The sequence below is a fragment of the Methylobacterium sp. R2-1 genome, from assembly GCF_014191355.1.
Lineage (GTDB): Bacteria > Pseudomonadota > Alphaproteobacteria > Rhizobiales > Beijerinckiaceae > Methylobacterium.
The window spans coordinates 197,898-224,381 of sequence record NZ_JACHWM010000004.1 but is presented as its reverse complement, the minus strand read 5'-3'; the positions used below and the strand labels follow the sequence as shown (position 1 = coordinate 224,381).

Annotated in this window: 24 protein-coding genes and 1 tRNA gene; 9 read left to right on the top strand and 16 right to left on the bottom strand. The window is 66.9% G+C overall.

Translation table 11 applies throughout. The features are described from left to right. Positions 1-82: 82 nt before the first annotated feature. From gnd to FHU13_RS07760, 3 genes are all read left to right on the top strand, one after another. Positions 83-1,075 carry a phosphogluconate dehydrogenase (NAD(+)-dependent, decarboxylating) gene (gnd, locus tag FHU13_RS07770; RefSeq protein WP_183435290.1) on the top strand — a complete coding sequence of 331 codons (993 nt, stop codon included), beginning with the start codon at positions 83-85 and terminating at the stop codon, positions 1,073-1,075. Further along, entirely contained in the window at positions 1,072-1,803 is a 732-nt protein-coding gene (gene pgl, locus FHU13_RS07765) for a 6-phosphogluconolactonase (protein WP_183435289.1), read from the top strand. Before gnd ends, pgl begins: the two co-directional genes overlap by 4 nt. Positions 1,804-2,034: 231 nt before the next feature. Continuing rightward, a complete protein-coding gene (locus FHU13_RS07760) occupies positions 2,035-2,457 on the top strand; it encodes a hypothetical protein (protein WP_246714542.1) in 423 nt (140 codons plus the stop codon). Between the two features lie 138 nt (positions 2,458-2,595). Here FHU13_RS07760 and FHU13_RS07755 read toward each other — a convergent pair whose 3' ends face one another. Next, positions 2,596-4,368, bottom strand: coding sequence for a glucan ABC transporter ATP-binding protein/ permease (locus FHU13_RS07755; protein ID WP_183435287.1), 1,773 nt, complete (start codon positions 4,366-4,368; stop codon positions 2,596-2,598). Positions 4,369-4,637: 269 nt separating this feature from the next. Here FHU13_RS07755 and FHU13_RS07750 point away from each other — a divergent pair, with 269 nt between their 5' ends. Together FHU13_RS07750 and FHU13_RS07745 are read left to right on the top strand one after the other, a co-directional pair. Next, entirely contained in the window at positions 4,638-5,411 is a 774-nt protein-coding gene (locus FHU13_RS07750; protein WP_183435286.1) for a motility protein A, read from the top strand. Positions 5,412-5,425: 14 nt separating this feature from the next. Further along, positions 5,426-6,259, top strand: coding sequence for a flagellar motor protein MotB (locus FHU13_RS07745; protein ID WP_183435285.1), 834 nt, complete (start codon positions 5,426-5,428; stop codon positions 6,257-6,259). An 85-nt stretch (positions 6,260-6,344) separates the two neighbouring features. Here FHU13_RS07745 and FHU13_RS07740 read toward each other — a convergent pair whose 3' ends face one another. Continuing rightward, the gene (locus FHU13_RS07740) at positions 6,345-6,851 is read right to left on the bottom strand and encodes a CAP domain-containing protein (RefSeq protein WP_183435284.1); all 507 of its coding nucleotides are present in this window, start codon (positions 6,849-6,851) and stop codon (positions 6,345-6,347) included. Positions 6,852-6,976: 125 nt separating this feature from the next. Further along, complete coding sequence (locus FHU13_RS07735) at positions 6,977-9,718, bottom strand: DUF3772 domain-containing protein (protein WP_183435283.1); 2,742 nt, start codon at positions 9,716-9,718, stop codon at positions 6,977-6,979. A 710-nt stretch (positions 9,719-10,428) separates the two neighbouring features. Between FHU13_RS07735 and FHU13_RS07730 the strand changes: the two genes are divergently transcribed. After that, the gene (locus FHU13_RS07730; protein ID WP_183435414.1) at positions 10,429-10,977 is read left to right on the top strand and encodes an HNH endonuclease; all 549 of its coding nucleotides are present in this window, start codon (positions 10,429-10,431) and stop codon (positions 10,975-10,977) included. A 7-nt stretch (positions 10,978-10,984) separates the two neighbouring features. On the opposite strand, the gene FHU13_RS07725 is transcribed toward FHU13_RS07730, so the two are convergent. The 11 genes from FHU13_RS07725 to FHU13_RS07675 form a co-directional block, all read right to left on the bottom strand. After that, on the bottom strand, positions 10,985-11,239 hold the full coding sequence (locus FHU13_RS07725; protein ID WP_183435282.1) for a hypothetical protein: 255 nt from the start codon (positions 11,237-11,239) through the stop codon (positions 10,985-10,987). A gap of 23 nt (positions 11,240-11,262) precedes the next feature. Continuing rightward, positions 11,263-12,162, bottom strand: coding sequence for an outer membrane protein (locus FHU13_RS07720; RefSeq protein WP_183435281.1), 900 nt, complete (start codon positions 12,160-12,162; stop codon positions 11,263-11,265). A gap of 294 nt (positions 12,163-12,456) precedes the next feature. Further along, on the bottom strand, positions 12,457-13,317 hold the full coding sequence (locus FHU13_RS07715) for an outer membrane protein (protein WP_183435280.1): 861 nt from the start codon (positions 13,315-13,317) through the stop codon (positions 12,457-12,459). 175 nt (positions 13,318-13,492) lie between these two features. Further along, complete coding sequence (locus FHU13_RS07710) at positions 13,493-14,359, bottom strand: outer membrane protein (protein WP_183435279.1); 867 nt, start codon at positions 14,357-14,359, stop codon at positions 13,493-13,495. A gap of 317 nt (positions 14,360-14,676) precedes the next feature. Continuing rightward, a complete protein-coding gene (gene glmM, locus FHU13_RS07705; protein ID WP_183435278.1) occupies positions 14,677-16,017 on the bottom strand; it encodes a phosphoglucosamine mutase in 1,341 nt (446 codons plus the stop codon). A gap of 148 nt (positions 16,018-16,165) precedes the next feature. Then, positions 16,166-16,915 (bottom strand): sulfite exporter TauE/SafE family protein, encoded by a 750-nt coding sequence (locus tag FHU13_RS07700; protein WP_183435277.1) that lies wholly within the window; start codon positions 16,913-16,915, stop codon positions 16,166-16,168. A 127-nt stretch (positions 16,916-17,042) separates the two neighbouring features. Beyond that, entirely contained in the window at positions 17,043-18,971 is a 1,929-nt protein-coding gene (gene ftsH, locus FHU13_RS07695) for an ATP-dependent zinc metalloprotease FtsH (protein ID WP_183435276.1), read from the bottom strand. A gap of 137 nt (positions 18,972-19,108) precedes the next feature. Further along, positions 19,109-20,134, bottom strand: a complete 1,026-nt coding sequence (gene tilS / locus FHU13_RS07690) for a tRNA lysidine(34) synthetase TilS (protein WP_183435275.1) — start codon at positions 20,132-20,134, stop codon at positions 19,109-19,111. Next, on the bottom strand, positions 20,131-21,156 hold the full coding sequence (gene ybgF / locus FHU13_RS07685) for a tol-pal system protein YbgF (protein ID WP_183435274.1): 1,026 nt from the start codon (positions 21,154-21,156) through the stop codon (positions 20,131-20,133). Before ybgF ends, tilS begins: the two co-directional genes overlap by 4 nt. 140 nt (positions 21,157-21,296) lie before the next feature. Continuing rightward, positions 21,297-21,809, bottom strand: coding sequence for a peptidoglycan-associated lipoprotein Pal (pal, locus tag FHU13_RS07680; protein WP_183435273.1), 513 nt, complete (start codon positions 21,807-21,809; stop codon positions 21,297-21,299). Between the two features lie 346 nt (positions 21,810-22,155). Then, on the bottom strand, positions 22,156-22,554 hold the full coding sequence (locus tag FHU13_RS07675; RefSeq protein WP_183435272.1) for a hypothetical protein: 399 nt from the start codon (positions 22,552-22,554) through the stop codon (positions 22,156-22,158). Between the two features lie 103 nt (positions 22,555-22,657). Here FHU13_RS07675 and FHU13_RS07670 point away from each other — a divergent pair, with 103 nt between their 5' ends. Beyond that, entirely contained in the window at positions 22,658-23,053 is a 396-nt protein-coding gene (locus FHU13_RS07670) for a response regulator (protein WP_183435271.1), read from the top strand. A 21-nt stretch (positions 23,054-23,074) separates the two neighbouring features. On the opposite strand, the gene FHU13_RS07665 is transcribed toward FHU13_RS07670, so the two are convergent. Then, complete coding sequence (locus tag FHU13_RS07665; protein ID WP_183435270.1) at positions 23,075-24,100, bottom strand: WcbI family polysaccharide biosynthesis putative acetyltransferase; 1,026 nt, start codon at positions 24,098-24,100, stop codon at positions 23,075-23,077. Between the two features lie 47 nt (positions 24,101-24,147). On the opposite strand from FHU13_RS07665, the gene FHU13_RS07660 reads away from it, so the two are divergent. Continuing rightward, positions 24,148-25,209 carry a GSCFA domain-containing protein gene (locus FHU13_RS07660; protein WP_183435269.1) on the top strand — a complete coding sequence of 354 codons (1,062 nt, stop codon included), beginning with the start codon at positions 24,148-24,150 and terminating at the stop codon, positions 25,207-25,209. A gap of 56 nt (positions 25,210-25,265) precedes the next feature. Here the strand turns inward: FHU13_RS07660 and hemC are convergent, their stop codons facing one another. After that, positions 25,266-26,195 carry a hydroxymethylbilane synthase gene (gene hemC / locus FHU13_RS07655; protein WP_183435268.1) on the bottom strand — a complete coding sequence of 310 codons (930 nt, stop codon included), beginning with the start codon at positions 26,193-26,195 and terminating at the stop codon, positions 25,266-25,268. A gap of 199 nt (positions 26,196-26,394) precedes the next feature. Between hemC and FHU13_RS07650 the strand changes: the two genes are divergently transcribed. Then, positions 26,395-26,470: transfer RNA gene (locus FHU13_RS07650), tRNA-Lys, on the top strand. Positions 26,471-26,484 lie beyond the last annotated feature (14 nt).

Below are 26,484 nucleotides of genomic sequence, written 5' to 3'. Positions count from 1 at the left end.
TCGCCGCTCCGAACCACTCGGTCTGTGATCCGTGATGGATCGCGCGGCGGACACTGATGCGCCCGATGGGGAGTGCGACCGTATGCAACTCGGCATGATCGGCCTCGGCCGGATGGGCGGCAACATCGTCCGCCGTCTCCTGCGCGACGGCCACACGGCAGTCGTCTACGACCGCGATCCGAAGGTGGTCGAGGCTCTGGCCGCCGAGGGCGCGGCCGCGGCGTCGAGCCTGGAGGATCTCGTTGCGAAGCTGGAAGCGCCCCGCACGGCCTGGGTGATGCTGCCGGCTGGCCACATCACCGAGGAGACGGTGACCGCACTCGGCGGTCTTTTGAGCGCCGACGACTGCATCATCGATGGCGGCAACTCGTTCTATCAGGACGATGTGCGCCGGGCCCACGATCTCGATGCCAAGGGCATCCACTACGTCGATGTCGGCACCTCCGGCGGCGTCTGGGGGCTAGAGCGCGGCTATTGCATGATGATCGGCGGCCACAGGCAAGCCGTCGACCGGCTCGACCCGATCTTCCGCACGTTGGCACCGGGTATCGGCGAGATCCCGCGTACCCCCGGCCGCGACGGCCGCGATCCGCGCGCCGAGCAGGGCTACATCCACGCGGGGCCGAGCGGGGCCGGCCACTTCGTGAAGATGATCCATAACGGCATCGAGTACGGCCTGATGCAGGCCTATGCCGAAGGGTTCGACATTCTACGCCACGCCAATTCCCCTGAGATCCCGGAGGCGCGTCGCTTCGATCTCAATCTCGGCGACATCGCCGAGGTCTGGCGGCGGGGCAGCGTCGTCTCGTCCTGGCTCCTCGATCTCACCGCCGCGGCCTTGGCCGGCGATGAGCGTCTCGAAGGATTCTCGGGCTACGTCGAGGATTCGGGCGAGGGCCGGTGGACCATCAACGCTGCGATCGAGGAGGCCGTGCCGGCCACGGTTCTCTCCAGCGCCCTTTACCGCCGCTTCCGCTCTCGCGAGGACGATAGCTACGCCGACAAACTGCTCTCGGCGATGCGCCAGGGCTTCGGTGGCCACAAGGAACCTCCGCGCCGGGGGCCCGCCCCATGATCCCGCTTCCCGCAAACACCGAGCTGATGGCCGATGCGGAGGCGATGGCTCGGGCGGCGGCCGAGCATCTGCTGGCGATGACCGAGCGCGCCGGGAGCGAGCGCGTGGCGGTCTGCCTGTCCGGCGGCTCGACCCCGAAGCGGCTCTACGCGCTGCTGGCCTCGCCCGGTTTCGTCGAACGGGTGCCGTGGTCACGCATCCACTGGTTCTTCGGCGATGACCGCGTCGTGCCGTGGGACGATTCCCTGAGCAATGTGCGCGTGGTCCGTGACGCCTTCGGCCATGCGGCTCCGGTACCGGCAACGCATCTGCACTTCATTCCCTCCGACCTGGGCGTCGAGGCAGGCGCTCGAGCCTACGAGAGAACGCTGCAGGAGTTTTACGGCAGCGATCGGTTCGACCCGAACCGACCGCTCTTCGATCTCGTGCTCCTTGGACTCGGCAACGACGGGCACACCGCCTCGCTGTTCCCGGGAAAGCCGGCGCTGGCCGAGCGCGAGGCCTGGGTTGCGCCGGTGCCTGAGGCAGGAATGGAGCCGTTCGTGCCGCGCATCACCCTGACCTTCCCGGCCCTGGCTTCATCGCGGTCCGTGCTCTTCCTCGTCAACGGCGCGAGCAAGCGCGAACCGTTGCGGCGCCTCGCCGACGGCGAGGACCTGCCGGCGCGCCAAGTCCGGAGTGCGGGGCGGGTGACGTGGTACGTTGATCGCGAAGCGGCCGAGGCCTGAGCTCCCGTCCTCGAACTTCGCCGCCCCAGTTTCGACGTGGATCTTGCCCGTGTATGAACGGCCCATCCTCGACGAAACCGGAGTACCTCGATGGTATCAGCCGAAGGTGCGGCCGCGTTGGATGCTTGGCCTCGTGCCTATCGACCGCGCTTCGCCCTGCGGCGGAGCCGCATACAGCTCGGCCCGCTGAAGCCTCTGGACCGGCGCCGCCGGCCCGTTTTGGCTCTGTGTATGGGATTGGTCGGCCTCTCGCTCGTCACGACCTGGGCGGTCGCGTCACAGATCCGCATGGGTGTTGCCGTTGTGGAGCAGGCCGTCTCGGTGGCGATCGCTGAACCTGTTCAGGAAGTCGTTCAACCGGACCGCGCTGTCAGTGCCGCGCAGGCGCCGCAGGCTGCACCGGCCGGCGAACCACCACTGACGCTCGAGGCGTCCCTTCCATCATCCGCTGCCGGGCTCTCTCCTGAGCCGCACCCTGCCCCTTTTGTCGCGGCCGCGCCGATCATGCCGGTGTCGAAACCGGCCAACGCGCCCGTCGTCGATCTTGGGGCCTTGCCGGTTCTGAACCTCGATGAGACCGCCTTCGACGCCATTCAGGCGCCGGTCTCCGTGGAGCCGCCCCGCGTCCCCACGCGGGCTCACGGCCGGCCATGATCTGAGCCGCATCCGATCTCGCGCCGTACTCGGGAGCGGCATCCGATTCCCGGTTCGGTGTCGCTTCGGCGGACCGGCCGGCAGAGCAGCGTGTCCGGAGCCCGGCTCCAGGGAACCGGGTCTCCTTCAAGGCTCCCCTCAGGCGGCGAGTGGCAGGTCTTCCTCGGTCTCGGCCGCCATGAACTGGGCCCGGGCGAGCGCCGCGAAGCGCTGGTTGAGGGCGACGAGTTCATCGAAGTTGCCGGCCTCGACGATCTTTCCGTTCTCGAAGACGAGAATGCGGTCGGCGTTGCGGATCGTGGCGAGGCGGTGGGCGATCACGAAGGTGGTGCGCCCCTCCATCACCGTCTCCAGTGCCTGCTGCAGCTTGCGCTCGGTCGCCGCGTCGAGGGCACTGGTGGCCTCGTCGAGGATCAGCATCGGCGGGTTCTTGAGGAGCGCCCGCGCGATCGAGAGGCGCTGACGCTCACCACCGGAGAGCGACCGGCCGCGCTCGCCGATGATCGTGTCGAGCCCGTCAGGTTGACGCGCCATGAACTCGCTGGCCTGGGCGCGCTCGAGGGCGTCGAGCATCTCGGCATCGGTCGCGTCGGGACGGCCGACCTGAAGGTTCTCGCGGATCGAGCGGTTGAACAGCATCGGCTCCTGGAACACGACACCGATATTGTGGCGCAGGCTGGAGAGGCCGATGTCGCGGATGTCGATGCCGTCGATGCGGATGGCGCCGGCATCCGGATCGAAGGTCCGGTGCAGCAGGCCCAGCGTGGTGGACTTGCCCGAGCCCGTGGTGCCGACGAGCGCCACGGTCTCGCCGGGACGTGCCGCGAAGGACACGCCGTCGAGCGCGCTGCGGCGACCGTCGTAGGAGAAGGCGACATCGTCGAAGGTCACCTCGCCCTCGAACCGGGCGACCTGCTTGGCCTGCGGCCGGTCGCGGACGGTCGGCACGGTGTCGACCACCTCGAAGAACTCGCGCATCTTCGGCGCCTGCATGAACACGCCGTTCACGAAGGTCACGACGTGGTCGAGCTTGGTCACCAGCATGGTGGCGAGGCTCATGAAGGCGACGATCTCGCCGACCGTGGCCGCACCCTTCTGGTGCAGGGCGATGCCGGTGATGAAGATCGCCGTCATGGTCAGCGTGCCGGAGGCGCGGGTGGCGACGTTCGCCAGCGCCCACCACGACAGGACCGGGATCTGAACCCGGAGCAGGTCGTGGATGATGTCGCGCATCGCTTCTTTCTCGGCGCGCGCGCGGGTGAAGGACTGGATCACCGCGACGTTGCCGAGCGCGTCAGAAGCGTGGGCGGCCAGCCCCGACTGGAACTGCTCGACCTCGCCCTGGAGCGTCTCGGTCCGGCGCAGGACGTAGCTCGCGAGAGCCGTGAAGGCGAGAACGAGGACGACGAGGATCGCGCCGAGCCTCCAGTTCACGAACAGCGTCATCGGCAGCAGCACGCCGACGGAAAGCAGAGCGGCGAAGTGCTCGCGGAAGAAGTTGAGCCAGACCCAGGCCATGGCGTTGGTGCCTTCGAGCATCGCCTTCAGCACACGGCCCGAATGGTTGGACGAGTGGAAGGCGATCGGCAGTTCGAGCACGTGCTCAAAGAAGTTCGCCATGGTGGAGAGCCGGTTGCGGTGGGCGAGCCGGTCGGAATGCAGGGCGATCGCGACACCCGCGCCGATGGTGAACAGGCCGAACACCACCCAGGCGACGATCCAGGGTGCGAGCGTGCTCGCGGGCGTATCCTTGGACAGGTGAGTCAGGCCGTCGATGATGCGGCCCATGATCAACGGCTCGGCGAAGGCTGCGACCGCCAGTGCAACGTTGGCCGCGATCAGGCCGGCGGCCAACCGCTTCTCCGCTCCCAGCAGGCCGAGCACCCGCGCATAGAGGCGAATCATCGACATCGTGCTTTCGCTCCCCGCCCCATCGGCCACAGGCCGTGGGGATCTCGACGTTGGAACCGGAACGTCCCGGCGCCGCCTCACCGAGATCCTGCGGTTCTCCGCGCAGGGCCCTTCGGTCAATCGGCACGGGGGCTTATCGCTCGCTGCCCCTGAACGGCACATGACGGGGAATGGCCGTTTCCACCAAGCCCCTTTACCGTTCCTTCAGCCTGTTTTTTTAGAACTTGGGCACGGCCCGGAGGATCGGCCGGGCTTCGGGCATCGGCGTCATGGATCTCGCAACCGGTATCGGGCTCGTCGGCGGCGTCGGCGTCGTCTTCACGCTCATCATGATCGATGGCGGCAACTTCGCAGCCTATTTCGACAAGCACGCCGTAATCGTCATCTTCGGCGGCGCCGTCGCCGCGACGATGATCCGCTTTCCGTTCTCGACCATGCTGCACGGCCTGCCGATGGGCCTGCGCTACGCCTTCACCATGCGCTCGGTGAAACCGCATGAACTGATCGAAGAGATCACCAAGATCGCCGACGTGGTGCGCAAATCCGGCCCAATCGCCCTCGAGAACATGGAGATCTCCGATCCGTTCCTGGCGCAGGGCGCACGCTACATCGCCGACGGGTACGACCGCGACTTCATCCGCGACACGATGGAGCGCGACCGCGACAACTTCCTGATGCATCTCGACGAGGGCTCGAAGATCTATCGCGCCTTCGGCGACTGCGCCCCCGCCTGGGGCATGATCGGCACCATCCTTGGCATGGTGACGATGTTCGCCAACATGTCCGACCCGTCGAAGCTCGGCCCCGCCATGGCGACCGCCCTGCTCGCGACGCTCTACGGCGCGCTGATCGCCAACATGGTCACCCTGCCGATTGCCGACAAGCTGCACGTGAAGCTCGAGGAGGAGGACGTGTCGCGCTCCCTCATCATCGACGGCATCCTGCTGATCCGCGATCAGAAGAGCCCCTCGCTGGTGCGGGAGATGCTGATCGCCTACCTGCCCGCGCACCACCGCGAGGATCTCGCCGCGGAAGCGGCGTGACGGGAGCGTAAGCGGTGGCCAAGAAGAAGCGCGGCGGCGCCCATGGTGGTCACGGCTGGTTCGTGACCTTCGCCGACCTGATGGCGCTCCTGATGAGCTTCTTCGTCATGATCGCCGCCTACTCGACCCAGGACCAGAAGAAGCTCCAGGTCGTCGCTGGCTCGATGCGCGACGCCTTCGGTGTGAACAAGGAATCGAAATTCGCGGGCATCCTGGAAAGCGAAGGAATCCCAACGGCGGACAAGTTCAAGCATCTGCGCGACGTGCCGCCCGAGCGCGCCACCGACCGCACGACGCCGCCGCAGATCGACAGTGGCCTCGACGACGGCGTTCCCGACCGAGGCTATCCGGATGCCTTCGGGCAGGCCGCCGCCTCCCTGCGGCAGGCGATGCAGGACATGCCCGAGGTGGCGGAGCTGTCGAAGAACGTCATCATCGCGCCGACTCGGAAGGGGCTCGACGTCTCGATCGTTGATCAGGACGGCCGCTCGATGTTCCCGGAAGGGTCGAGCCGCCCCAACGATCGCACCCGGCGCCTGCTGGAGCGGCTGGCGCCGACGCTGATGAAGCTGCCGAACCGCATCGCCGTGACCGGCTTCACCGCAGCGACCCGTCCCGGCACCCGCGACACCGCCCCGCCCTGGGAGCTCTCGGCCAACCGCGCACTGAGTGTGCGCGACGTTCTGGCCAATGCCGGACTGCCCGACGATCGCTTCGCCTCGGTGACGGGCAAAGCGGATACCGAACCGATGTTTCCCGACAATCCCTATCTCGCGGCCAACCGCCGGGTGACGGTGACGCTTCTCTCCGAGGCGCCGCCGACGCCGAACGGCAAGGTCGTGCCCTGACGGCTAAGTGTCTCTCTCAAAACTCCCGCCGCGCTTTCATTGCCAGAGCGGGAACGGTCCGTGACCGGGAGTTTTGTGAGGCACTCTATTTGGCCACCAGCAGCGCCCAGTAGACCTTGTACTTGGAGCCCGGTGCATAGGCCGTGGCGATGCCCATGCGCTTGGCCTCCGGCGCGAGCATGACGGCCCGGTGAGGAGGGCTATCGCGCCACCCTGAGAAGGCTTCCGCGAGCGTGTGGTAGCCCGCCGAGAGGTTGGCATCCGCGCCGTCGTAGCCGAGGCGGGCCACCGCGGCGCGCACCGTCTGGCTCTTGCTCGGCCGATCTGAGGCGGCCATGGCGGCAGCCTCGGTCTCGGCCAGTCTCTGCAATTCCGGATCGATGACGAGCGGCGCGGCGCCGTTGTTGCGGCGATAGGCCGAGATCATGTCCCGAGCCGCTACCGTATCGACGGCAGTGCTGCCGGTGGTGAGCGGCAGATACATGCTCGGCAGGCCCGTCGCCTCGGGCACGACCTGCCCCGCGCAGCCCTGGAGCAGGGTCACGAGGGCGAGCGCCGCGGGCGCGGCAAGAAGGGTCTGACGTCGGAGCACGACAGCGGGTTTCCCGTGAGCAGACGGTTGAGGTGGGCCCTGACCGCAGGAAACTCAAGTGTAACGCTGCCGCCAGCCCCGATATCCTCAGGGCCGGCGGCGATCTTGCCTCGCTACATCTCGTCCTATCCGTGGCGTCGCAGGTTCACGTCCTGCGACCCGCTTCCAGGCCGGCGAGTCGCCTCGCGCGGGTCGGACGAAGAGGGTTCATCCGCCCCGGCCGACGCTTTTTCTTCGCCGTCCGGACGAGACGTCGCCAGGGGCGCCAACACATGTGCCGCCGGGCTACCGACCGCATGGGCAATCTGACCGAGCGCATCGCGCACCGGCTCCAGGCCCTGCACGGTGATGAAGCTCGAAGCCGGCCCCATCGGCGGGATGAACTCGGCGTCGGAGAGGGTCTTGAACACCGAGAAGTTCAGGTCGCTCTGCACCTTCTGGCCGAGATTGACGTCGATCACCATGGCGATCAGCTCGAACTCGAGAAAGGGATCGCCGATCTTCTTGAACACCACCCGCGGCGCCGGCTCCTTGAGCACGTCCGGATGCGCCTTGGCGCAGGCGACCATCATCTCGGCAGCCTCCACCGGATCCTTGCTGCGCAGAACGTTGACCGAGATGATGACCCGGCCGGTGCGGTCGCCACGCACGCGGTTCTTCACGATGCCCGAGATCAGGTTCGAGTTCGGCACGATGACGGCCGAGCGATCGAAGGTCTGGATCTCGGTGGAGCGCACGGAGATGCGCCGCACGATGCCCTCGCTGTCACCGATCAGCACCTGATCGCCGACGCGGATCGGACGCTCCCAGAGCAGCAGCAGGCCCGAGACGAAGTTGTTGACGATGGATTGCAGGCCGAAACCGATACCGACCGAGAGCGCGCCGGCGACGATGGTGAGCTTCTCCAAGCTCAAGCCGAGATACGAGAAGGCCAGCGCCAGGGCGAGCAGGAAGCCGACATAGCCGGCCACCGTCGAGATCGAGTTGCGCAAGCCTGCATCGAGATCGGTCGCCGGCAGGTAGGTGCTCTCCAGCCAGCGCTGCACGCCGCGGGTGATGAACACGCCGAGCACAAGGATGCCGATGCCGAAGGCGATCGCCGAGAGCGAGATCGTGACGTCGCCGACCTTGAAGCCGAAGAAGGCCGTGCGGATCGAGGAGAAGATGTCCGTCGAGTCGAGCCCCCAGGGCGCCAGCGCGAGGAGCGCGGCGGCCGCGATCAGCAGAACGCGGGCGAAGCCCGTCGTCAGCACCGCGATCTGATTGAGCGAGCGCTTGCGCAGGCCGGTATTGGCCTGGAGCGTCGTCGCGATGCGGGTGTCGTCGCACAGAGAGCCGCCGATGAGCACATCGGCACTGACGACCAGCAGCCAGAGCAGGACGAGGATGCTGGCGGTCCAGATCAACTGATCGACCAGGAAGGCCGAGAGGGCGACGTAGCCCACCAGCGGGGCCGCCGCGATCACGGCGACCGCGACCCACCCGAGCAGCCGCAGCGGCCCGCCGATGTTGGACGAGGTCTCGGTGCCGACATAAGGGCCGAAACACTCCTCCTCCTTCTCCGCCGTGTCGGCGAAGCGATGGAGGCCGATGGCGAGCAGCAGCGCCGCGGTGATGGCGCCGACGCCGCGGGTCGCGATCGAGATCGGCAATGCGGCGTAAATCGCCGAGTTGAGCGCCTCCGTCGATTTCGACACCGTGATGACGACGGCGATGCTGACGGCCAGCGCGGTGATGCGCCACGCGGCAGCATCTGAGACCGGTGCGGGACGCCACGCAGGCTTGTTGACGGCAAGCAAGGCGTCGGCCGTCGCCTCGACGAAGGCGATGAAGGCGATGCCGCCGAGGATGGTGCTGGCGACCGGCAGGAAGCGCGCGGGCAGCAACTCGGTCACGTCGAGGGCGTAGTAGACCGCGTAGCTACCCGCGAGAGCCGGAACGGTTCCGAGCAGGAGCACGCGCCATGCACCGAGAAGCTTGGCGCGCTTCGAGGGCGTGGTGACGTTGATGTCCCGGCGCCCGAGTGCCGGAGCGATGTTGCGGCGACCGAAATAAAGGGCGAAGGACAGGCCGAAGGCAAGGCCGAGGATCAGCAGGTTCCACAGGCTGGCATTGCGGCGGAACAGGGAGACGGTGTCGTCGAAACCGCTGCGCAGCGAGCTGATGTCCCGCGGGATGTCCGCACCGACCCGCATCCACAGATCGGGGCTCAGCAGCGACGAGCTGCGCTCGAACAGGCCGCGGGTGAAGGCGGCCCGGCGGCGATTCGAGATCTGATCGACGATCTGGTCGCTCTGCACCAGCAGCGATTTGGCCAGCCGCTGCGTGCCGTCGATGTCGTTGACCGCCTGCTCGCGCTCCGCGCGCTCGCGGGCAACCTCCTCGCTCTCCTCCCCTTCCTTCGGCTTCGGCCCGATCTGCGTGAGACGCTCGCGGGCGGCGTCCAGCCGCGGCCCCAGCAGCTCGATCACCGACCGCAGCCGGTCGGCGAGCGGGTCAAGACCGTCGCGGGCGCGAGTCAGATCGCCTGCGCCGACATTCGGCCCGGTGATGGCCTTCTCACGCGTCTCGAGATCGGCCTTGATGGTATCGAGCCGGTCGCGGAGCGTCTGCAGCGCTTCTGAGACGGGCGCCTTGGGCGCCGCTGGTTTGGCAGCCGGTGCGGCTTGCCCATTCGCCTGAGCCGGCTGGCCGTTCGCTGATATCGGGGCCGCGTTCGGCTGTTTTGCCGCCGGTGCTTGAGCGGCCGGCGGACTCCCCTGCCCCACCGCCGCGTTCGGGAGGGCGGCGGTCGCGGCCAGCACCGCGATCAGGGCCGTGCCACGAACCCGATGTCGGAAACGGGTGAGAAGGGAGCGTCGTAGCATTGTCATCCTTTGCGGGAGGAACGGCTCGGGTCGTGTCCGCAACGCTTGGGCAGCCGTGTTGCCGTGGGTGCGGATGCCGACGTGACCGCCGGCCCAGATGCGCCGCATCGAAACTTCCTGCCTTGTGGTGCCCCCGAGCTAGAGCCTCAGCCAGGCTCGCCGAGGGGCGACGCACGAAACTTTTCGCAACGCACAAAGCCGCACTGATGCACGGTGTGTGCCCGCGTAATGGGGCGAAAGGATGCGGTCGAGGGCGCCGGAAATCCTGTTTCCCAGGAAAATCGGCGACCGCGACGTCACGGACCCTCCGCGCGCCTTCACAAGCTTGTCACGCTGATATTACACTAAGCCGCGATGGACTTGGCCATATCCTCACGCAGCGAGGAGGCGGCGCTGATCGTCCGCCCCGCCCCGCTTCGGCTCGAACCGGCACGACTCGCCGGTCGGGGGAGTTGTCCGCGTCAAAATCCACCCAGATTCATTCACTTCCGCCGTCCCGCCGGAGCGCATCGCGTTCTGGCTGCGGATCTAGTGCGAGAGCGCGCGACGGATCGGAGACTCGCGACCGTGCCGGGGCGCCATGCCCTCCGGCCCGGTTCCGAGGCGTCCCCTAGGCTCCAGCTGTCGCGAGCACGGCATGGCCCTTCGGACCTTCAGCGTCCAAGGCCGAGGCGCCCGCGGGGCGCCGTCACGAGCAGTGAGTGGCGTCGATGATCGATCTGCAGACCCTGGTGCTCAACGCGGATTACCGGCCGCTTTCCTATAACCCGCTGTCGTTGTGGTCCTGGAAGGACGCATTCACGGCCTTGTTCCTCGATCGCGTCACTTTGGTCGCGAACTACGACATCGAGGCGCACAGTCCCAGCCGGTCCCTCAAGGTGCCGAGCGTGGTTGCCCTCAAGAGTTATGTGGCGCTGGCTCGCAGCCCGGCCTTTACGCGCTACAATATCTACCTGCGCGACACCTTCAGCTGCCAATATTGCGGCCTGCGCCTTCCCTCGGGCGGTCTGACCTTCGACCACGTCGTGCCCCGCTCTCGCGGCGGCCTCTCCACCTGGGAAAACGTCGTGGCGGCCTGCTCACCCTGTAACCTGCGCAAGGCCAACCGCACGCCGGACGAGGCGGAGATGCCCCTTCTCAACGAGCCGCACCGGCCCACGCGTCATGAGCTGCACCGCCGCCAGCCGGAATTCGACCACCGCCAGTATCACCACACCTGGCTCGACTATCTCTACTGGGACAGCGAGCTCGACAGCTGAGCCGGCATCAGCGCAGCGGCTGCGGCGGCTCGTTGAACATCGGCTGGTTGGTGGGCCGCGGCACGTAGGCCCGGACGGCAAACCTCTCGACTGGCGGCGCGCGAAAGCGCGGACGCGGATCGCGGTAGGGCATCCCCGGCGGGAGTGTCGTGATGGCCGGGTTCGGTGCCGCGCGTCGATGAAACTGACCGGCCTCCACAGATGCGGGTGCAGCGGCGAAACCGGCAAGACTGAGAGCGCAGAGCGGAAGCAGATGGCGCATGGGAGCTCTCGCGTTCAATCGTGTCAGAACTTGATGGCGGCGCCACCGCGGACGGTGTTCAGCTCGGCCTTGTGGCCCTGGAAATCGTTGAACAAGACGTATTGATACTCGCCGCGCAGCAGGAAATTCGGCGTGATGGCGTATTCGAGGCCGCCACCGACGGCGAGGCCGACGACGGTAACCTTCTTCGTTGTTCCGTGGACTGTGCCGGGCGCCGGGATGCTGCCGGGTGGGTTATCTTGGTAGAAGACCGAGTAGCCGTAGTTGTTGATGAATGACTTCGTCGCGCCTGTCTGATTGGAGGCAAAAGTTGTATTGTTGTAGCCGAAGTTCTGAACGGTAACCGTGTCACTCACAGTCGCGCGACCGAGGGCCATGCCACCTGTGAAGAAGGGGAGCAGGTTGCCGAAGGCGTAGCCAAGCCGGCCTCTGATCGTCCCATAGTCTTGGATCTTCGTGCTGGCTTGACCGGTCAGACGGACGGTGGTGAGAAACTCGTCCTTCGTGATCGTCGAACGGCCAATTTGATCGAAGGTGTCTCCACCCCGGCCGAAGTAGGTGTAATCGGCTTCGAGACCCGCTACGACATCTTCGAACTGATAGTTGACGCCGGCAAACACGCCGTAGCTGGCTCCGCCGGAATGGGTGGCACGCGCGGCGAGATACTGAGACGCGCCCATCTCGGATTCCGCGACGGTGTTCCGGAGCGCGTTCGCGACGATCGATTGAAAAGCGTTGTTGAAGCCGAGGGCTGCCGACGTGTAGCCCCCGTGCCCGCCGACATAGAACCCGCTCCAGTCCACCAGCGGAGCCGGCGCCACATAATCATCGTCGGCGCCGCGCAGCACGCCGTAGTCGAGGTCGGCAGCGAAAGCCGGCGATACCAGAACGGAAGTCAGAAGAGCCAGGGTCGCGATACGCATCGTCGTCGTCCTCACGCACCGGGCCGTCACTGCGCCGGGCTGACCCTTTCGTCTTAATTCAGTAACCTTAATTTTTCGTGCCGGACCAACATTGGATGGCGTTCCGAGATGGCTGACGCGTCGTTCTGGGCTTCGGATCGAGGGTGATCAGAGAGCTTCTTGATCGTGCATCGTGCGGCGCCGACCGTCGGCTGCAATCGTTCGTGACGATGTTGTCCGATGACGCTCAAACAGGAATGGCGCCCGGGTTTCATCCCGGACGCCAGAGGTCGATGAAAGACGGGTTTGGTCGGCTCAGTTGCCGAAGTTCTGGGCGGCAGGCGGAAGCAGGCCGTCGGCGAAGCGATAGCGCAAGCCGACCCGGAACTCGTTGGCCGCCAGATCCTTCACGCGCGTCAGGCCGCCATACTCGTCCAGCCCGCTGCGGATCCGGCCTAGGTTGATGTACCGGTAGGCCGCATCGAGGCTGAAGCCGGCGCCGATATCGTAGGAGACGCCTGCAGTCAAAGCCCAGGCGAAGGTGGTGACCGAGTGGTTGGTGCGGAAGGCCGCGTTACGCGGACCCGTGCCGGCGGTCCCATCGCAGCCATCGATCAGGCAAGTGGTCTGGGTGTAGTTGCGGCTCATGCGCTTGTCGGCAAAGCCGACGCCGGCACCGACGTAAGGCGTGAAGCCGTACCAAGTCCCGATATCGGCGTAGACGTTGACGAGGCCCGTCAGCACATCGACCTTGCCGGCTTCGAGGTTGTAGCCCGTCTCTAACACAGAGCGTGAGGAGTAGCCGCGGAAGGAGGAAGCGCCGCGCTGGTCGATTGTGGCGTCGACGCGCAGCCACGGATTGATCTGATAGCCGACGCCGCCGCCATAGCCGGCCTCCGAGCTCAGCCGCAGCCCGACCAGCGGCGGCATGCCGGGATCGCTCGGATCGGGGATCGCGTCGTCGCGCGGGTGGTCGTACCAGCTCTGGGTGAAGTCGCCTCGAAGATACCAGCCGCTGCCGATCGCCACCGGTGCGGCCTCGACCGGCGGCGGGGGCAGCGGAGGCAGATCTGCTGCTGCGGCCGAAACGGAGAACGCGCAGATGCCGGTCAGGGCGCCGAGGAGCGTGCCGGTCGCGAGCGTGGCCGCCAGCGCCAGACGATGCGATGCGATCATGGGAAGCCTCGTCGGAGGCGGCGGCCGGAGGTGTCCGCGCCTCGATTAGCCGGTAGTCTTACCGATAAAGGTTATGATCGGCTTAACCTTAACCAACGGGGTTGCCGGGCCTTCGAAAACAAGAACGGCGCGGAGGTATCCGCGCCGGTCGGGTTTCAATGAAGGAGAGGCGCAATCAGTACTTGCGGACCAGCGGCGGGGGAGGCGCGTAATCGACCGCGGCGACGGCGACCGGTGCACCGAACAGGTAGCGCAGACCGACCTTGACGTCGTGCGCCTCGAGTTCCTTCACGCGGTAGACCGTCTTCGGGCAGTCCGGAGCGCAGGTGACGACGCCGGTCGTGGCCTCGCCCATGTTGAGGTAGCGGTAGGCGGCCTCGAACCGGACGTTTTCCGTCACGGCGTAGCCGAGACCGGCGTGCAGCGCCCAGGCGAAGTTCGTGCGCTCATTGTGCCGGCCGATGCCGAAGCCACCTTCATACGCACCGTAGCCTTTGTCGGTCACGCCGCCGAAGCTGTGGTGGGCGACGCCGACGCCGGCGCCGATGAACGGCGTCACACCGTACCACGTGCCGAGATCGACGTAGCCGTTGGCGAGGCCGACGATGGAGTCGAACTTGCCGCTGGTGACGTTGTAGCCGCCGGTGTCGCCGAACGTCTTGTCCTCGGCGACAAAGGTCCACTTGCTGCGGAAACGGTACTCGCCGGTCGCATCGACGCGAAGCCACGGATTGATCTGGTAGCCGATGCCGCCGCCAATGAAGTACTGGTTCGACACTTTGTCTTGTATGACGGCGTAATCGTACGGTTTCGGCGGGTTCGAAACATCCTCGGCGATGCTCTTGCGCAGGTCGAGCGAACCGTAGCCGCCATCGACGCGCAGGTACCAGCCGCCGGCGAAGACCTCCGGTTCGGACAACGGTACGGGCAGAGGGGGCGGGGGCGGCAGCAGGTCGGCGGCCTGTGCAAGGCAGGGCACCCCGACGCCCGCGAGGAGCGTGAGAGAGCGCGCCAATGCGGGAATTTTGGAGCGGCGGCGCATTAAGAAATCCTTCACCCGTCGAGCACGCCGAAAGATCAGGCCGGCCCGAAATGCGAGTGCAAGGATGGTCTATGAAGGTTAAGCCGCGCTTAACGTAAAAAATTAGTCTTGTCGATCCGTTTCATCGAACGGCAAAGCGTAAGAAATCAGTACCATCGTCGATTGCGCGGCCACCCTGTAAATCACCTTTCGGGTGGGCTCTGCCTTCAGGTCCCATACGTCCTGCGGGTCGCCGGACCGAAACCCGGTCCAGCGGCACTTGGCATTTTCAGGTCTCGCCCCGCAGTCGAAGGGCGGACGGGCCGGAGACGGGCGCCTCAGGCCGCGGCGCGGGTGACGGCGTCGACCACCTCGTCCACCACCTCAGCGACTAGATCACGATCGTCGCCCTCGGCCATCACACGGATGACGGGTTCCGTGCCGGAGGGACGGATCACGAGGCGACCGGATTGGCCGAGCCGATCCTTGGCGTGGGCGATCGCCGTGACCACCGAATCCGCCCGCAGCGGTTCGCCGGAGCGGAAGCGGACGTTCTTGAGGATCTGCGGCAGCGGCTCGAAGCAGTGGCAGACCTCACTCACCGGCAGGTTGCGACGCTTTACGACACTGAGGAGTTGAAGGGCGGCCACCAGTCCGTCGCCCGTGGTCGCGTAGTCCGACATGATGATGTGGCCGGACTGCTCTCCGCCGAGATTGTAGCCGTGCTCACGCATGTGCTCGAGCACGTAGCGATCGCCGACAGCGGTGCGGGCAAGCGTCAGACCGAGGCCGTTGATGAAGCGTTCAAGGCCGAGATTCGACATGATCGTCGCGACGAGGCCCGGCTGAGTCAGGCGCTCGTCTTCCTTCCAAGAGCGGGCCACAGCCGCCATGAGCTGATCGCCATCGACCTTCTGGCCCTTCTCATCGACGATCAGCACGCGGTCGGCGTCACCGTCGAGAGCGATGCCCACATCGGCGCGCAGCTCCCGCACCTTCTGCACGAGGGTCTCGGGTGCGGTCGAACCAACATCCTGGTTGATGTTGAAGCCGTCCGGCTCAACGCCGATGGCGATCACCTCGGCGCCCAGTTCCCAGAGCGTTTCCGGGGCGACGCGATAGGCGGCGCCGTTGGCGCAATCCACGACGACGCGCAGTCCGTCGAGGGTCACATGGCGTGGCAGCGTGCGCTTGGCGAACTCGATGTAGCGGGCATGCACGCTCTCGATCCGCTTGGCGCGGCCGAGCTCGCGCGATCCGGCGAGGCGGCGGCGCATGTCGCCGTCGATCAGGCTCTCGATCTCCAGTTCCAGCTCGTCGTTGAGCTTAAACCCGTCCGGCCCGAACAGCTTAATGCCGTTATCCTCGAACGGGTTGTGCGAGGCCGAGATCATCACGCCGATATCGGCGCGCATCGAGCGGGTCAACATGGCGACGGCAGGCGTCGGCATCGGACCCAGCAGCAGCACATCCATGCCGACGGAGGTGAAGCCGGCGACGAGCGCGGTCTCGATCATGTAGCCGGAGAGCCGGGTATCCTTACCGATCACGACGCGGTGGCGATGGTCGCCGCGCTGGAAGATCAGGCCGGCGGCCTGCCCGACCTTGAGGGCGAGCTCCGGTGTGATGACGCCGTTGGCCCGGCCGCGGATGCCGTCGGTTCCGAAGTGTTTGCGCAACGTCGCTTCTCCGCGCTCGGCGTGGCTCGCAGCGGGCCACATTATCAGATCAGGACCCGGCCGGCGGAGCGGATCGCGGGTGTGGTGAATCGGTTGCTCCGCGACAAAGGCGGTCGAAATGGGGCGGCCGAGCCCCTCGGGCTTGTGGCTATCGAAGAAGTTGCGGCACGGCCGAGACGAGCAGGGCGACACCCGAGACGGTGAGGAGACCGAGGACGAGCCTGCGGAACCCGGTTTCACTCAATCCCACATACGCCCGGGCACCGAGAAGGGCGGGGATCAGCATGGCCGGCAGCACCAGCAGGATCATCGGCAGCATGCTCCGGGTGATGAGTCCGGAGGCGATGTAGACCACCAAGGTGACGGCGAGCATCGATAGATTGAAGTTCTGGATGACCGCACGTTGCACGTCGCGGTCGTAACCACGGAGCGTGCACCAGAGCGTCGGCAGCGTGCCCGTGAAGCCGCCGAGGCCCCCGAGAACGCCGCCGCCAAGGCCGATGGCAGCGTCGGCAATCCGTCCGCCGATGGTGATGCGTGGAAGATCTTTCGACAGGAGCATCGCTGGGCACCACAAGACGAGGACGGTGCCGAGAATGGCCTTGAACCAATGCATGTCGAGATGCGGCAGCAGGAAGGCCCCAAGCGGGACGCCGGCGAAGCCTCCGAGCACGAACGGCGCCAGAAGCCCGATCTCGAAGCCGCGGCGCACGGTAACGGCGGCGATGACCTGACCCGCGAGGGCGCCGGTGACTGCCAGAGCCGCCGCGAGTTGCGGATCGATCACCCAGGCCCAGATCGACATGGCGACGAGGCCGAAGGCGAAGCCGGACAAGCCCTGCACGAAGCCAGCCAAGGCCGCGCCGAGGGCAACAATCAGGTAGACCGAACTCAGCATGGCCGGCCGTTCCGTCCGCGTTTCGAGTGGGATTAGCGACGACGAAGCCGCGGAGGGGCGGCCGAAAAGCGATCAGACATGGAAAAGGGGCGCCTCACGGCGCCCCCTTCCCTTCTCGTCGTTCTGTTCAGCCCTGCGGTTGCGGGCTCGGTTCCAGCCCACCATCGCTGCCGCGGGGGCGGCCGCGACCGGTCGAGGGCACCGGCGACCCACGCGCCGGCGTCGGGGGCACGTCTCCCGAGTCGCGCACCGGCGGTTCGCCCTGGAGCAGCTTACGGATCTCCTCGCCGGACAGGGTCTCGTACTCGAGCAAGCCCTGCGCCAGCGCCTCGAGGTCGTCCTTGTGCTCGGCGAGGATGCGACGCGCTTCCTCAAGGCCGGCCTCGACCAAGCGGCGCACCTCGGCGTCGATCTTCTGAGCGGTCGCTTCCGAGACCGTCTGCTGACGGCCCATCGACATACCGAGGAAAACCTCGTCGTTGTTGTCGCCGTAGGCCACCGTGCCGAGTTCCGGCGAGAAGCCCCAGCGGGTCACCATCATCTTGGCCAGCCGCGTCGCCTGCTCGATGTCGGACTGGGCACCCGAGGTCACCTTGTCCTTGCCGAAAATCATCTCCTCGGCGATGCGGCCACCCATCATGATCGCCAGGCGCGAGGTCATCTGCTCGAACGACATCGACAGCTTGTCGCGCTCGGGCAGCTGCATGACCATGCCGAGCGCACGGCCGCGGGGGATGATCGTCGCCTTGTGGACGGGATCAGTGGCCGGGACGTTGAGGGCGACGATGGCGTGGCCGCCCTCGTGGTAGGCGGTGAGGCGCTTCTCGTCCTCGGTCATGACCAGAGTGCGCCGCTCGGCACCCATCATCACCTTGTCCTTGGCGTCCTCGAACTCATGCATCGTCACGATGCGCTTTCCACGGCGGGCGGCGAGCAGTGCCGACTCATTCACGAGGTTCATCAGGTCGGCACCGGAGAAGCCGGGGGTGCCGCGGGCGATAGTCTTAAGATCGACGTCCGGCGCCAGCGGCACCTTGCGGACGTGGACGCGCAGGATGCGCTCACGACCAGTGACGTCCGGATTCGGCACCATGATCTGGCGGTCGAAGCGACCGGGCCGCAGCAGGGCCGGGTCGAGCACGTCGGGGCGGTTGGTCGCCGCGATGATGATGACGCCCTCGTTGGCCTCGAAGCCGTCCATTTCCACGAGGAGCTGGTTCAGCGTCTGCTCGCGCTCATCGTTGCCGCCGCCAAGGCCGGCGCCGCGGTGACGGCCAACCGCGTCGATCTCGTCGATGAAGATGATGCAGGGTGCGTTCTTCTTGGCCTGCTCGAACATGTCGCGCACGCGGCTCGCGCCGACGCCGACGAACATCTCGACGAAGTCCGAGCCCGAAATCGTGAAGAAGGGCACGTTGGCTTCACCCGCGACAGCGCGGGCGATCAGGGTCTTACCCGTACCAGGCGGGCCGACGAGCAGCACGCCGCGCGGAATGCGCCCACCGAGGCGCTGGAACTTCTGGGGATCGCGCAGGAACTCGACGATCTCCTGCAGATCCTCCTTGGCTTCCTCGACGCCGGCCACGTCGTCGAAGGAGACGCGCCCGTGCGCCTCGTTGAGGAGCTTGGCCTTCGACTTGCCGAAACCCATGGCGCGGCCCGCGCCGGACTGCATCTGGCGCGAGAGGAAGATCCAGGCACCGATGAACACGAGGATCGGCAGCCAGCTCACGAGGAGCTGGATGAACCAGGGCGTGTTGTCGGAGGGCGGACGCGCGGTGATCTGCACGCCCTTGGCCTGAAGCTTCGAGACGAGGCTCGGATCGTTCGGCAGATAGCTCGAGAAATTGCCGCCGCCCACGTAGGTGCCGCTGACGTCCTGACCCGAAATCGTGACCGACTGGATCTTACCGGCATCGGCATCGTTCAGGAGCTGGCTGTAGGCGATCTCGCTGCCGCCGCCGCGGTGACCCGGGTTCTGGAACAGGGTCACAAGGGCGAGCACCAGCAGGAAGATGACGACCCACAGGGCGAAATTGCGGAAATTCGGGTTCATCGATCGGTCCTGGGAGGCGTGCGAGCGTCGTCCCGCAAGGTCGCGGCATACCCCACGCGCTCAAGGCCAATGTAGGCGGCGCCCCCTCGGTTGCCAAGTAAATCGGAAGCGCCTGCGGCGAGGGCGACCTGGTAGCGTTAGCGGCGCTCCCCACCTGCCCTGCGCGGCGGTGCGGCCGCAAGACGGATCGTCCCCTTCCGGTCGGTCTCGATCAGAACGCCCCGAAGAGTCCGGCGCAGCACCCTCCCCTCGGTCAGAGCCGGCAAGAGCGCATCGAGAACGAGAGCTTCGAGCCGACCGAGACGCTTCGGCACAGGTGGCTCTTGGATGGTGGCGATCGTGTCCATCGCCGTGTCGAGGACGCGCAGTGCGATCGCTTCCGGCTCGCGGCGCAGACGATGTCCATCGAGGCGAAGCTCCCCGACCTCGTTCCGCGCGATCTCCGATAGCACGGCGTCGGCGCGCTGCCGGAGCGCCGCGTCGTCCCGCGCAGCGCGGACGGCAAGGCGGCCGAGGCGTGCTGGGTTCAGGCCCTCCCTGGCCAGCAGGGGCAGAAGTCGGCGGAGCCGTGCTCGGGCGAAGCGCTCGTCCTGGTTGGAGGGATCGAGCAGAAACGGGAGATGATAGGCCTCGCAATAGGCCACGAGGTCGGCCTTCGGGATGTCGAGGAAGGGCCGCGCCAGCCGGATTTTCGGTGTCAGCGAGCGTTCGCTGCGCATACCGGCAAGGCCGGCGGGACCGCTGCCGGCGAGGAGCCGCATCAGCACGGTCTCGGCCTGATCGTCGAGCGTATGGGCGGTGAGAACGAGGCCGGCTCCGATCCGGGCGGCATGGTCGGTGAGAAGCCGGTAGCGGGCGCTGCGGGCTGCGGTCTGGATCGCGCTGTCGCGGCGCGGCGCGTCCCAGGTCAGAATCGTGTGGCCGAGACCGAGTTCGGCCGCGAGGAGTCCCACCTCGACCGCCTCCGTGGCTGAACCCGCGCGTAAGCCGTGATCGACGGTAGCGACACGGACGCGGCCGCCGGCCGAGCGCGCCGCATGCATCAGGGCCGTGGAATCGGGCCCGCCGGAGACTGCGAGCAGGACCGGAGACGGGGCTTCGTCGAGTAGCGGAGCGAGGGCGCGGGCGAGCCGTTCGTCGAGGGACGCGGGCGCGTCGCTCAAGCGGCGCAGCGGGCGCGCTTCTGCTCCCGCTCGACGCCCTGGCGCACGCCGGCGCCCGCACCCGGAAACTTCCGCTCGACCTCGGCCAACGTGGCACAGGCTTGAGCCTTGGCACCCAGCGCGTGCAGGGAGGTGCCGAGCTTCAGCATGGCCTCAGGGGCGACGGGCGAGTTCGCGAAGTCGGTCGACACCTTCAGGAACTGCTCGGCGGCCTCGCGCGAGCGATTGCGCTGGAGGTAGCTCTCGCCGAGCCAGTAGGTCGCCTTCGGTACCAGCCGGTCGCGGGGATGCGACTGGATGAACTGGCGCAGGCTCATCTCTGCCTGCTCGTATTGGCGCTCACGGATGAGGGCGTAGGCCGCCTCGAAGTCGGCCTGCGCGTCGCCGCTGCCGGTGGCGGCGATGCTCGCGCTTCCGGCGGGCGCCTCGACTGGCCCGATCGATCCGGTGCGCGCGGGCGGGGGCGACAGGTCCACCGGGCCGCCGAAGCCGGGCGGCGGCAGATCCATGTCGTCGGACGCGCTCGCATCCGCGTCCGCCACGGTCGGCGGGACGGAACGGCGCAGCGGTGTCTCAGATTCGGCGATCGCGCCGGTCGGCAGCGGAAGCGAAGGCTGCGTCGTTCCGAGCGGCTTCGGGGCGCCCGGCGCATTCGGGTTCTGCTCGGGGTCGAAGGCATCGCTCCGCTTTCCCGGCCGTCCCTCGCCGGGATTGGTGCCATAGGGTGCGGCGGAGGGCGGCGACGCGGCGGGGGGCGGCGCCTTGCGGGCGGGAGCCGCGGTGCTCCCCTTCCCTTCCTGGAAGCGGAACTCGACATCCTCCTGGAACTTCCGAAGCTGTTCCTTGAGCTGCCGGTTCTCGTACTGGAGCGTTTCGATCTGTCCTGACAGTTGCCGGGAAACGTTCTCCAGGCGGTTGAGTCGCACCACGAGCTCGGACGCATCCTGCGCCTGGGCGGCGCAAAGGGCAGCCGAGGAAATCGAGAGGCCGAGTCCGAGGGTCAGGAGGAGGCGGCGGTACATGGCGGCTGGCACCGATCGGTCTTCTGGCTCGCGGCCATCGTCGTGTCACTCTCCAAACTCCCACCTCAGGGAGTTCGAAGAGGCACGCTCACCCGTTAGCAGAAGGCCCGGTCGGCCGCAAAACCGGGCCTCGACGGGTTTCAGGAACCGGCGCCACCATCGAGGACGCTGACAGCGCGGCGGTTCTGCGACCAGCAGGAGATGTCGTTGCAGACCGCCACCGGACGTTCCTTGCCGTAGGAGACCGTGCGCATCCGCGAGGCCGAGATGCCGCGGGAGGCGAGATAGTCCTGAACCGTCTGCGCGCGGCGGGCACCCAGCGAGTAATTGTACTCGCGCGTGCCACGCTCGTCGGCGTGACCCTCGATCAGGAAGCTGTAACGCGGATAGCGTTGGAGCCACGACGCCTGTTTGTCGAGGGTGGCGGTGGCGGTCGGCGTGAGATCCGTCGAGTCGGATTCGAAGAAGACCCGATCGCCGACATTCACGACGAAATCCTGAGCGCTGCCGGGACGTGCCACGCCGCCGGCGCCGCCCGCGCCCAAGGCGGAGGCATCGGCGAGATCGCTGTCCTTGCTGCAGGCACCGAGCCCGAGTGCGGCGCAGAGTGCCAGCGTCAGGGAAAGCCCACGAATGCGCGCGGGTGTCGACATCGTCTGTCTCCTCACGGCCGAGCCGTGCCGGTTGTCCTGCCGGTGCTCGCTACGATCGCTCAGCGATCGGGACCAGCCCCGAGTTCCTGCTTGATTGAGACCTCGATCCCCGCACGCGGACTTGCGTCGGCTGAGGGCGCTCTCGTCCCAGATGGTGTAGCCGCGGATGGTTAAGTGTCTCTCACGAATGCACTGCCGCCGCTGTCTGCCCGTGAGACGGATCGTCTAGCGGGTAGGAGAACCGAGACGGCGAGATCCGTGACCGGTTCAAGCTCGACCGTAACGCCGCGTCAGTGTTCTGCCGACAATTGCGGCGCCCCGTGGGCGCAGGCCGAAGTCGCGTCGCTTATCCCTTCGGCGTTGCGGCGCAGCAACAGGTCTGACTTGAAGCCGCGCGCAGGGTCGCGATTGCTTCTCGCGCATGACGGGCGGCATGAACGGCGGTTCCGAGCGGCACGGCAATCTCCGCGCCGCTGAGGCAGGCCTGCTCCAGGGCGGCACAGGCCCCTGATAGATCGTGGAAAGAAAGGCCGCCGCTCGATGAGACGAGGATGTGAGCGTCCTGAGCGAGCCGCGACGGCTCACGGGCCGGCGGATCGAAGCGAGCTGCGATTTGGCGGTCGAGGACTTCGAGCAGATCCATGAGGCGTGATCGGCCGAACAGCTCCTCCAACTCGGCGAGACCGTCGGCATCGAAGGCAACCGCTCGGGCAGGGCTGGGCTCAGGAGCGGCCGGCGGGTTCATTCCATTGCTCCGCTTTGCGAAAGGTTGCTATGCGCCGATCGAGTTAACGAAGCATTAACTGTTCGGCTATGTGATGAGGACGCCCCAAAATTGGATAAGGGTCATGTCGTCAGCCACGACCGTGCTCATCGTCGAGGACAATTACCTGTTGTTGGAGATGCTGACGCGGCTGTGCGAGCGTGAGGGCATGCGCGTGCTGGCGGCGTCCAGCGGCGAGGCCGCGTTGACGGCGCTCCGGGATGAGGGCGAGTCCATCGATTGGCTGTTCACCGACATCGTCCTTCCGGGCCTGATCGATGGCTGGACCGTCGCCAGCGCCTATCGTGAGCGTTATCCGCAGCGGCCGATTGTCTATGCCTCGACGACGGCACAGGTCGAGAGCCGGACGGTTCCGGGTAGCTTCTATCTCCGCAAGCCGTTCGAAACGCGGGAGGTTCTGGAACTCGCCGGCGTGATGGCCGCGCGCCCTAGTGAGAGCCGGAGCCGCGTCGCCGGCTGAAATCGTAAGCGCCGGGGCCCTCTATGCGGCCGCATCGAAGAGTACACGGATCTCCGGCACCGTATCCCACGTGCCGAGGCGGGCGCAGGTGAGATCCTGCGGCCGGTGCCGAGCATAGAGAGCAAAACTCTCGGCCACGAATTCGGTCAGATCGAGCAGGCGCGACGGAGCGCGGCGTCCGTCGCCCTTGAACAGCGTCGAGCCCGGCACTCCGTACCGCTCGGCGATCTCTGGCAGAACCGGCCAGACCGGTTCGGCCGCCAGCGTATCGGGCGCGTAGGCCGCCACGGGAATATCGAGCGGGTCGCAGCCCGCCTCGCGGGCGAGGCGCCGGGCGATGTCGCCGAGCACGTGCAGCCGGGGGTGGTTGATGACGTGCATGAACACGCCGCCTCGGCCCCACAGGGCGAACTCCCGTTCCAGGCCGAACCCGACGTCGCGGGACGTGCGCAACAAGTAGTCCGCGCTTGACTGCCACAGATCGAAGTAGCCGAGCTGGTCGAAGACGGCGCCGGTGTAGAGCCGCAGGGTCGCCTCGACGCTGAGGCCCCGATGGAAGCCCTGGAGCGCGATCGCCGAATGATACGGGCCGATCGGCGAGGCGACGAGCCGCGACAACCGCAGGCTCGCCTCGTCACCGACATGAACGAGATCGGGATGGAAACCGGAAAACAGGATCGTCGGGAACAGCCGCAGGCCTGGTACCCGCTCGGCCAGCCCATGGATGTTGCCGCCCGCGATGAAGCCTACGGGAAAGAACTGCGAGAAGACGTGGTCGGTCTCCCTCAGATGGCGCGCGAGCCGGTCGATATGCCCGAACCGGCGGGTCAGACCCGCGACGAGGAGCGTCTCGACCTCGGCGCCCGGCAGCATTAGGCGCAGGGCCTGCGCGACCCCGGAGGCTTGGCAATTGCCGATCACCGCGATGCGCGGCCGACCCGTCGAGGCCCGCCACGGTCTCGCCCAGGATCGCGGTGAGAACGAGCGCGCCGCAGCGGCCTGGACGGCGGGGACGATCGGCTTGAAAAGGGCGGGGAACGGGGCCAAGCGGCGCGCGGCCTCTCGCGGGCGGGCGTGCAGGATCGGATCAGGCGATGAACCCTTACCGCGATCTACCGGCCGAGCGCTTCTGGCGCAAGGCGGTGGCGGGTGTGCCGCCCTTCGCCATCGATCCGGGCCCGCGCGACGTCTTCCGTATCGCGCGCACCGACCGGGTTGCGACCGCCGGCTCATGTTTCGCGCAGCGCGTCTCGCAGGCGCTCGTCCGCGGCGGGTTTCGCTACCACATCACGGAAACCGCACCCGAAGGGATGACCGAGTTCGAGGCGTCGGCCCGCCAGTACGGCACCTTTTCGGCGCGCTACGGCAATCTCTATGGCCCCCGCCAATTCGTGCAGTTGTTCGATCGGGCCTTCGGCGCCTTCGATCCGGGGCTCAAGGTGTGGCGGCGGGAGGACGGCCGATTCGTCGATCCGTTCCGCCCGACTATCGAGCCCGACGGCTTTGCCGACGAGGCGGCGGTGATCGAAGCCCGCGACCACCATCTCGCCCGCGTGCGCGAACTCTTTGAGAGCCTCGACGTGCTGGTCGTGACGCTCGGCCTCACGGAGGGTTGGCGTTGCCGCTCCGATGGGGCAGCGCTATCCCTCGCGCCGGGTGTCGCCGGCGGGCGGTTCGACCCGGCCGAGGTCGCCTTCGTCAATGCAAGCACCGCGGAGGTGGCAGCCGACGTCTCCGGCTTCCTCGACCGGCTCTGGAGCGTCAACGCGGCCGCGCGGGTCATCCTCACGGTCTCGCCGGTGCCGTTGATCGCGACCTATCGCGACCAGCACGTGCTCGTCGCGAATGCGCATTCGAAGGCGGTGCTGCGCGCTGCGGCCGGTGAGGTGTGCGAGCGATGCGATCCGCGCCTCGTCTACTTTCCCTCCTACGAGATCATCACGAGCCACACCAATGGCGGACGCTACTACGAGGAGGACCAGCGCAGCATCGCCGAGCCTGGCGTCGCTCACGTGATGCGGACGTTCATGGCGAGTTTCTCGCCCGGATCGGTCGAGAAACGGGAGCCACCTCCGTCCCGTGCCAGCGAGGCGGAATTCGCCGGCACGGCCGGCGTGATCTGCGACGAGGAGACGATCGAGCGCAGCCTCGCCTGAGCCAAGCCCAAATCCGCTGTTCCGAAGGGATCGACCGGATTGGGTCTGCGACGACGCTACTTGAGGTGGGCGAAGTAGACGTCGCCCGCCGCCCGCTTCAATTCGGCCCCCGCATCGCGACCGATCGCGTCGGCCTCCGCGGCCGGACCTTCGCGGTGGACCGCCCAATGGCGGCTGCCATCCGGCAGGAAGAGCAGGCCATCCAAGGTGATGCGGTCACCCACGACCTGCGCGAGTGCCGCGATGGGCGTGCGGCAGGAGCCATCGAGTTCGGCGAGGAGGCCGCGCTCCGCATCGAGCGCCGTCGTGGTGGTGGCGCACGCAACCGGCCTCAGCAGCGCCCGGATGGCGTCGTCTCCGGCCCGGCATTCAATCCCGAGTGCCCCTTGTGCCACGGCCGGGAGCATTTCCTCCACCGAGAGCACGCTGCGCGCGACATCCTCCATCCCGAGGCGCTGAAGGCCAGCGAGCGCCAGCAGGGTAGCATCGCACTCTCCCGCTTCGAGCTTGCGCATGCGGGTGTTGGCGTTGCCGCGAAGGGGCACGATGGCAAGGTCAGGCCGGTGCATCAGTACCTGAGCCCCACGACGCAGGGATGATGTGCCGACACGGGCACCGGACGGAAGATCGGCGAGGCGGTTGGCTGCGCTCGCGCTGAGGAAGGCATCGCGCGGATCGTCGCGCTCCAGGATACAGGCGATGGTGAGCTCGTCGGGCAGCCAGGTCTCCACGTCCTTCATGGAGTGGACGGCGACATCGATCGTGTCGGCGAAGAGCGCCTGTTCCAGTTCCTTGGTGAACAGCCCCTTGCCGCCGATCTCGGAGAGCGGCCGGTCGAGCACCCGGTCGGCCACGGTCGAGACGACGACGATCTCGGTTTCCAGACCCGGATTGGCCGCTACGATCCGATCACGGACCATGCCGGTCTGTGCGAGCGCCATCGGGCTGCCGCGGGTTCCGATTCTCAGAGGTCGCGAGAGGCTCATGCTTTGCGCTGTAGCCGAGACGGCAGCGCTCGTCACGCCTTGGCGTGCTCTTGAGCGGACAGGTCGTCGGAAGGCGGCATACGACGCGTTGTCGGAAAACTTTTCAAAAGGGGGCTGGACACGCCGCCCGCCCATTGCTAATTCGCCGCCACCGCACGGGACTGGTGGCCCGGCGGTCCGGCCTCTCCAAAGAGGCTTGGGGCGCATAGCTCAGTTGGTAGAGCAGCTGACTCTTAATCAGCGGGTCCTAGGTTCGAACCCTAGTGCGCCCACCAATCATTCCAAGAAC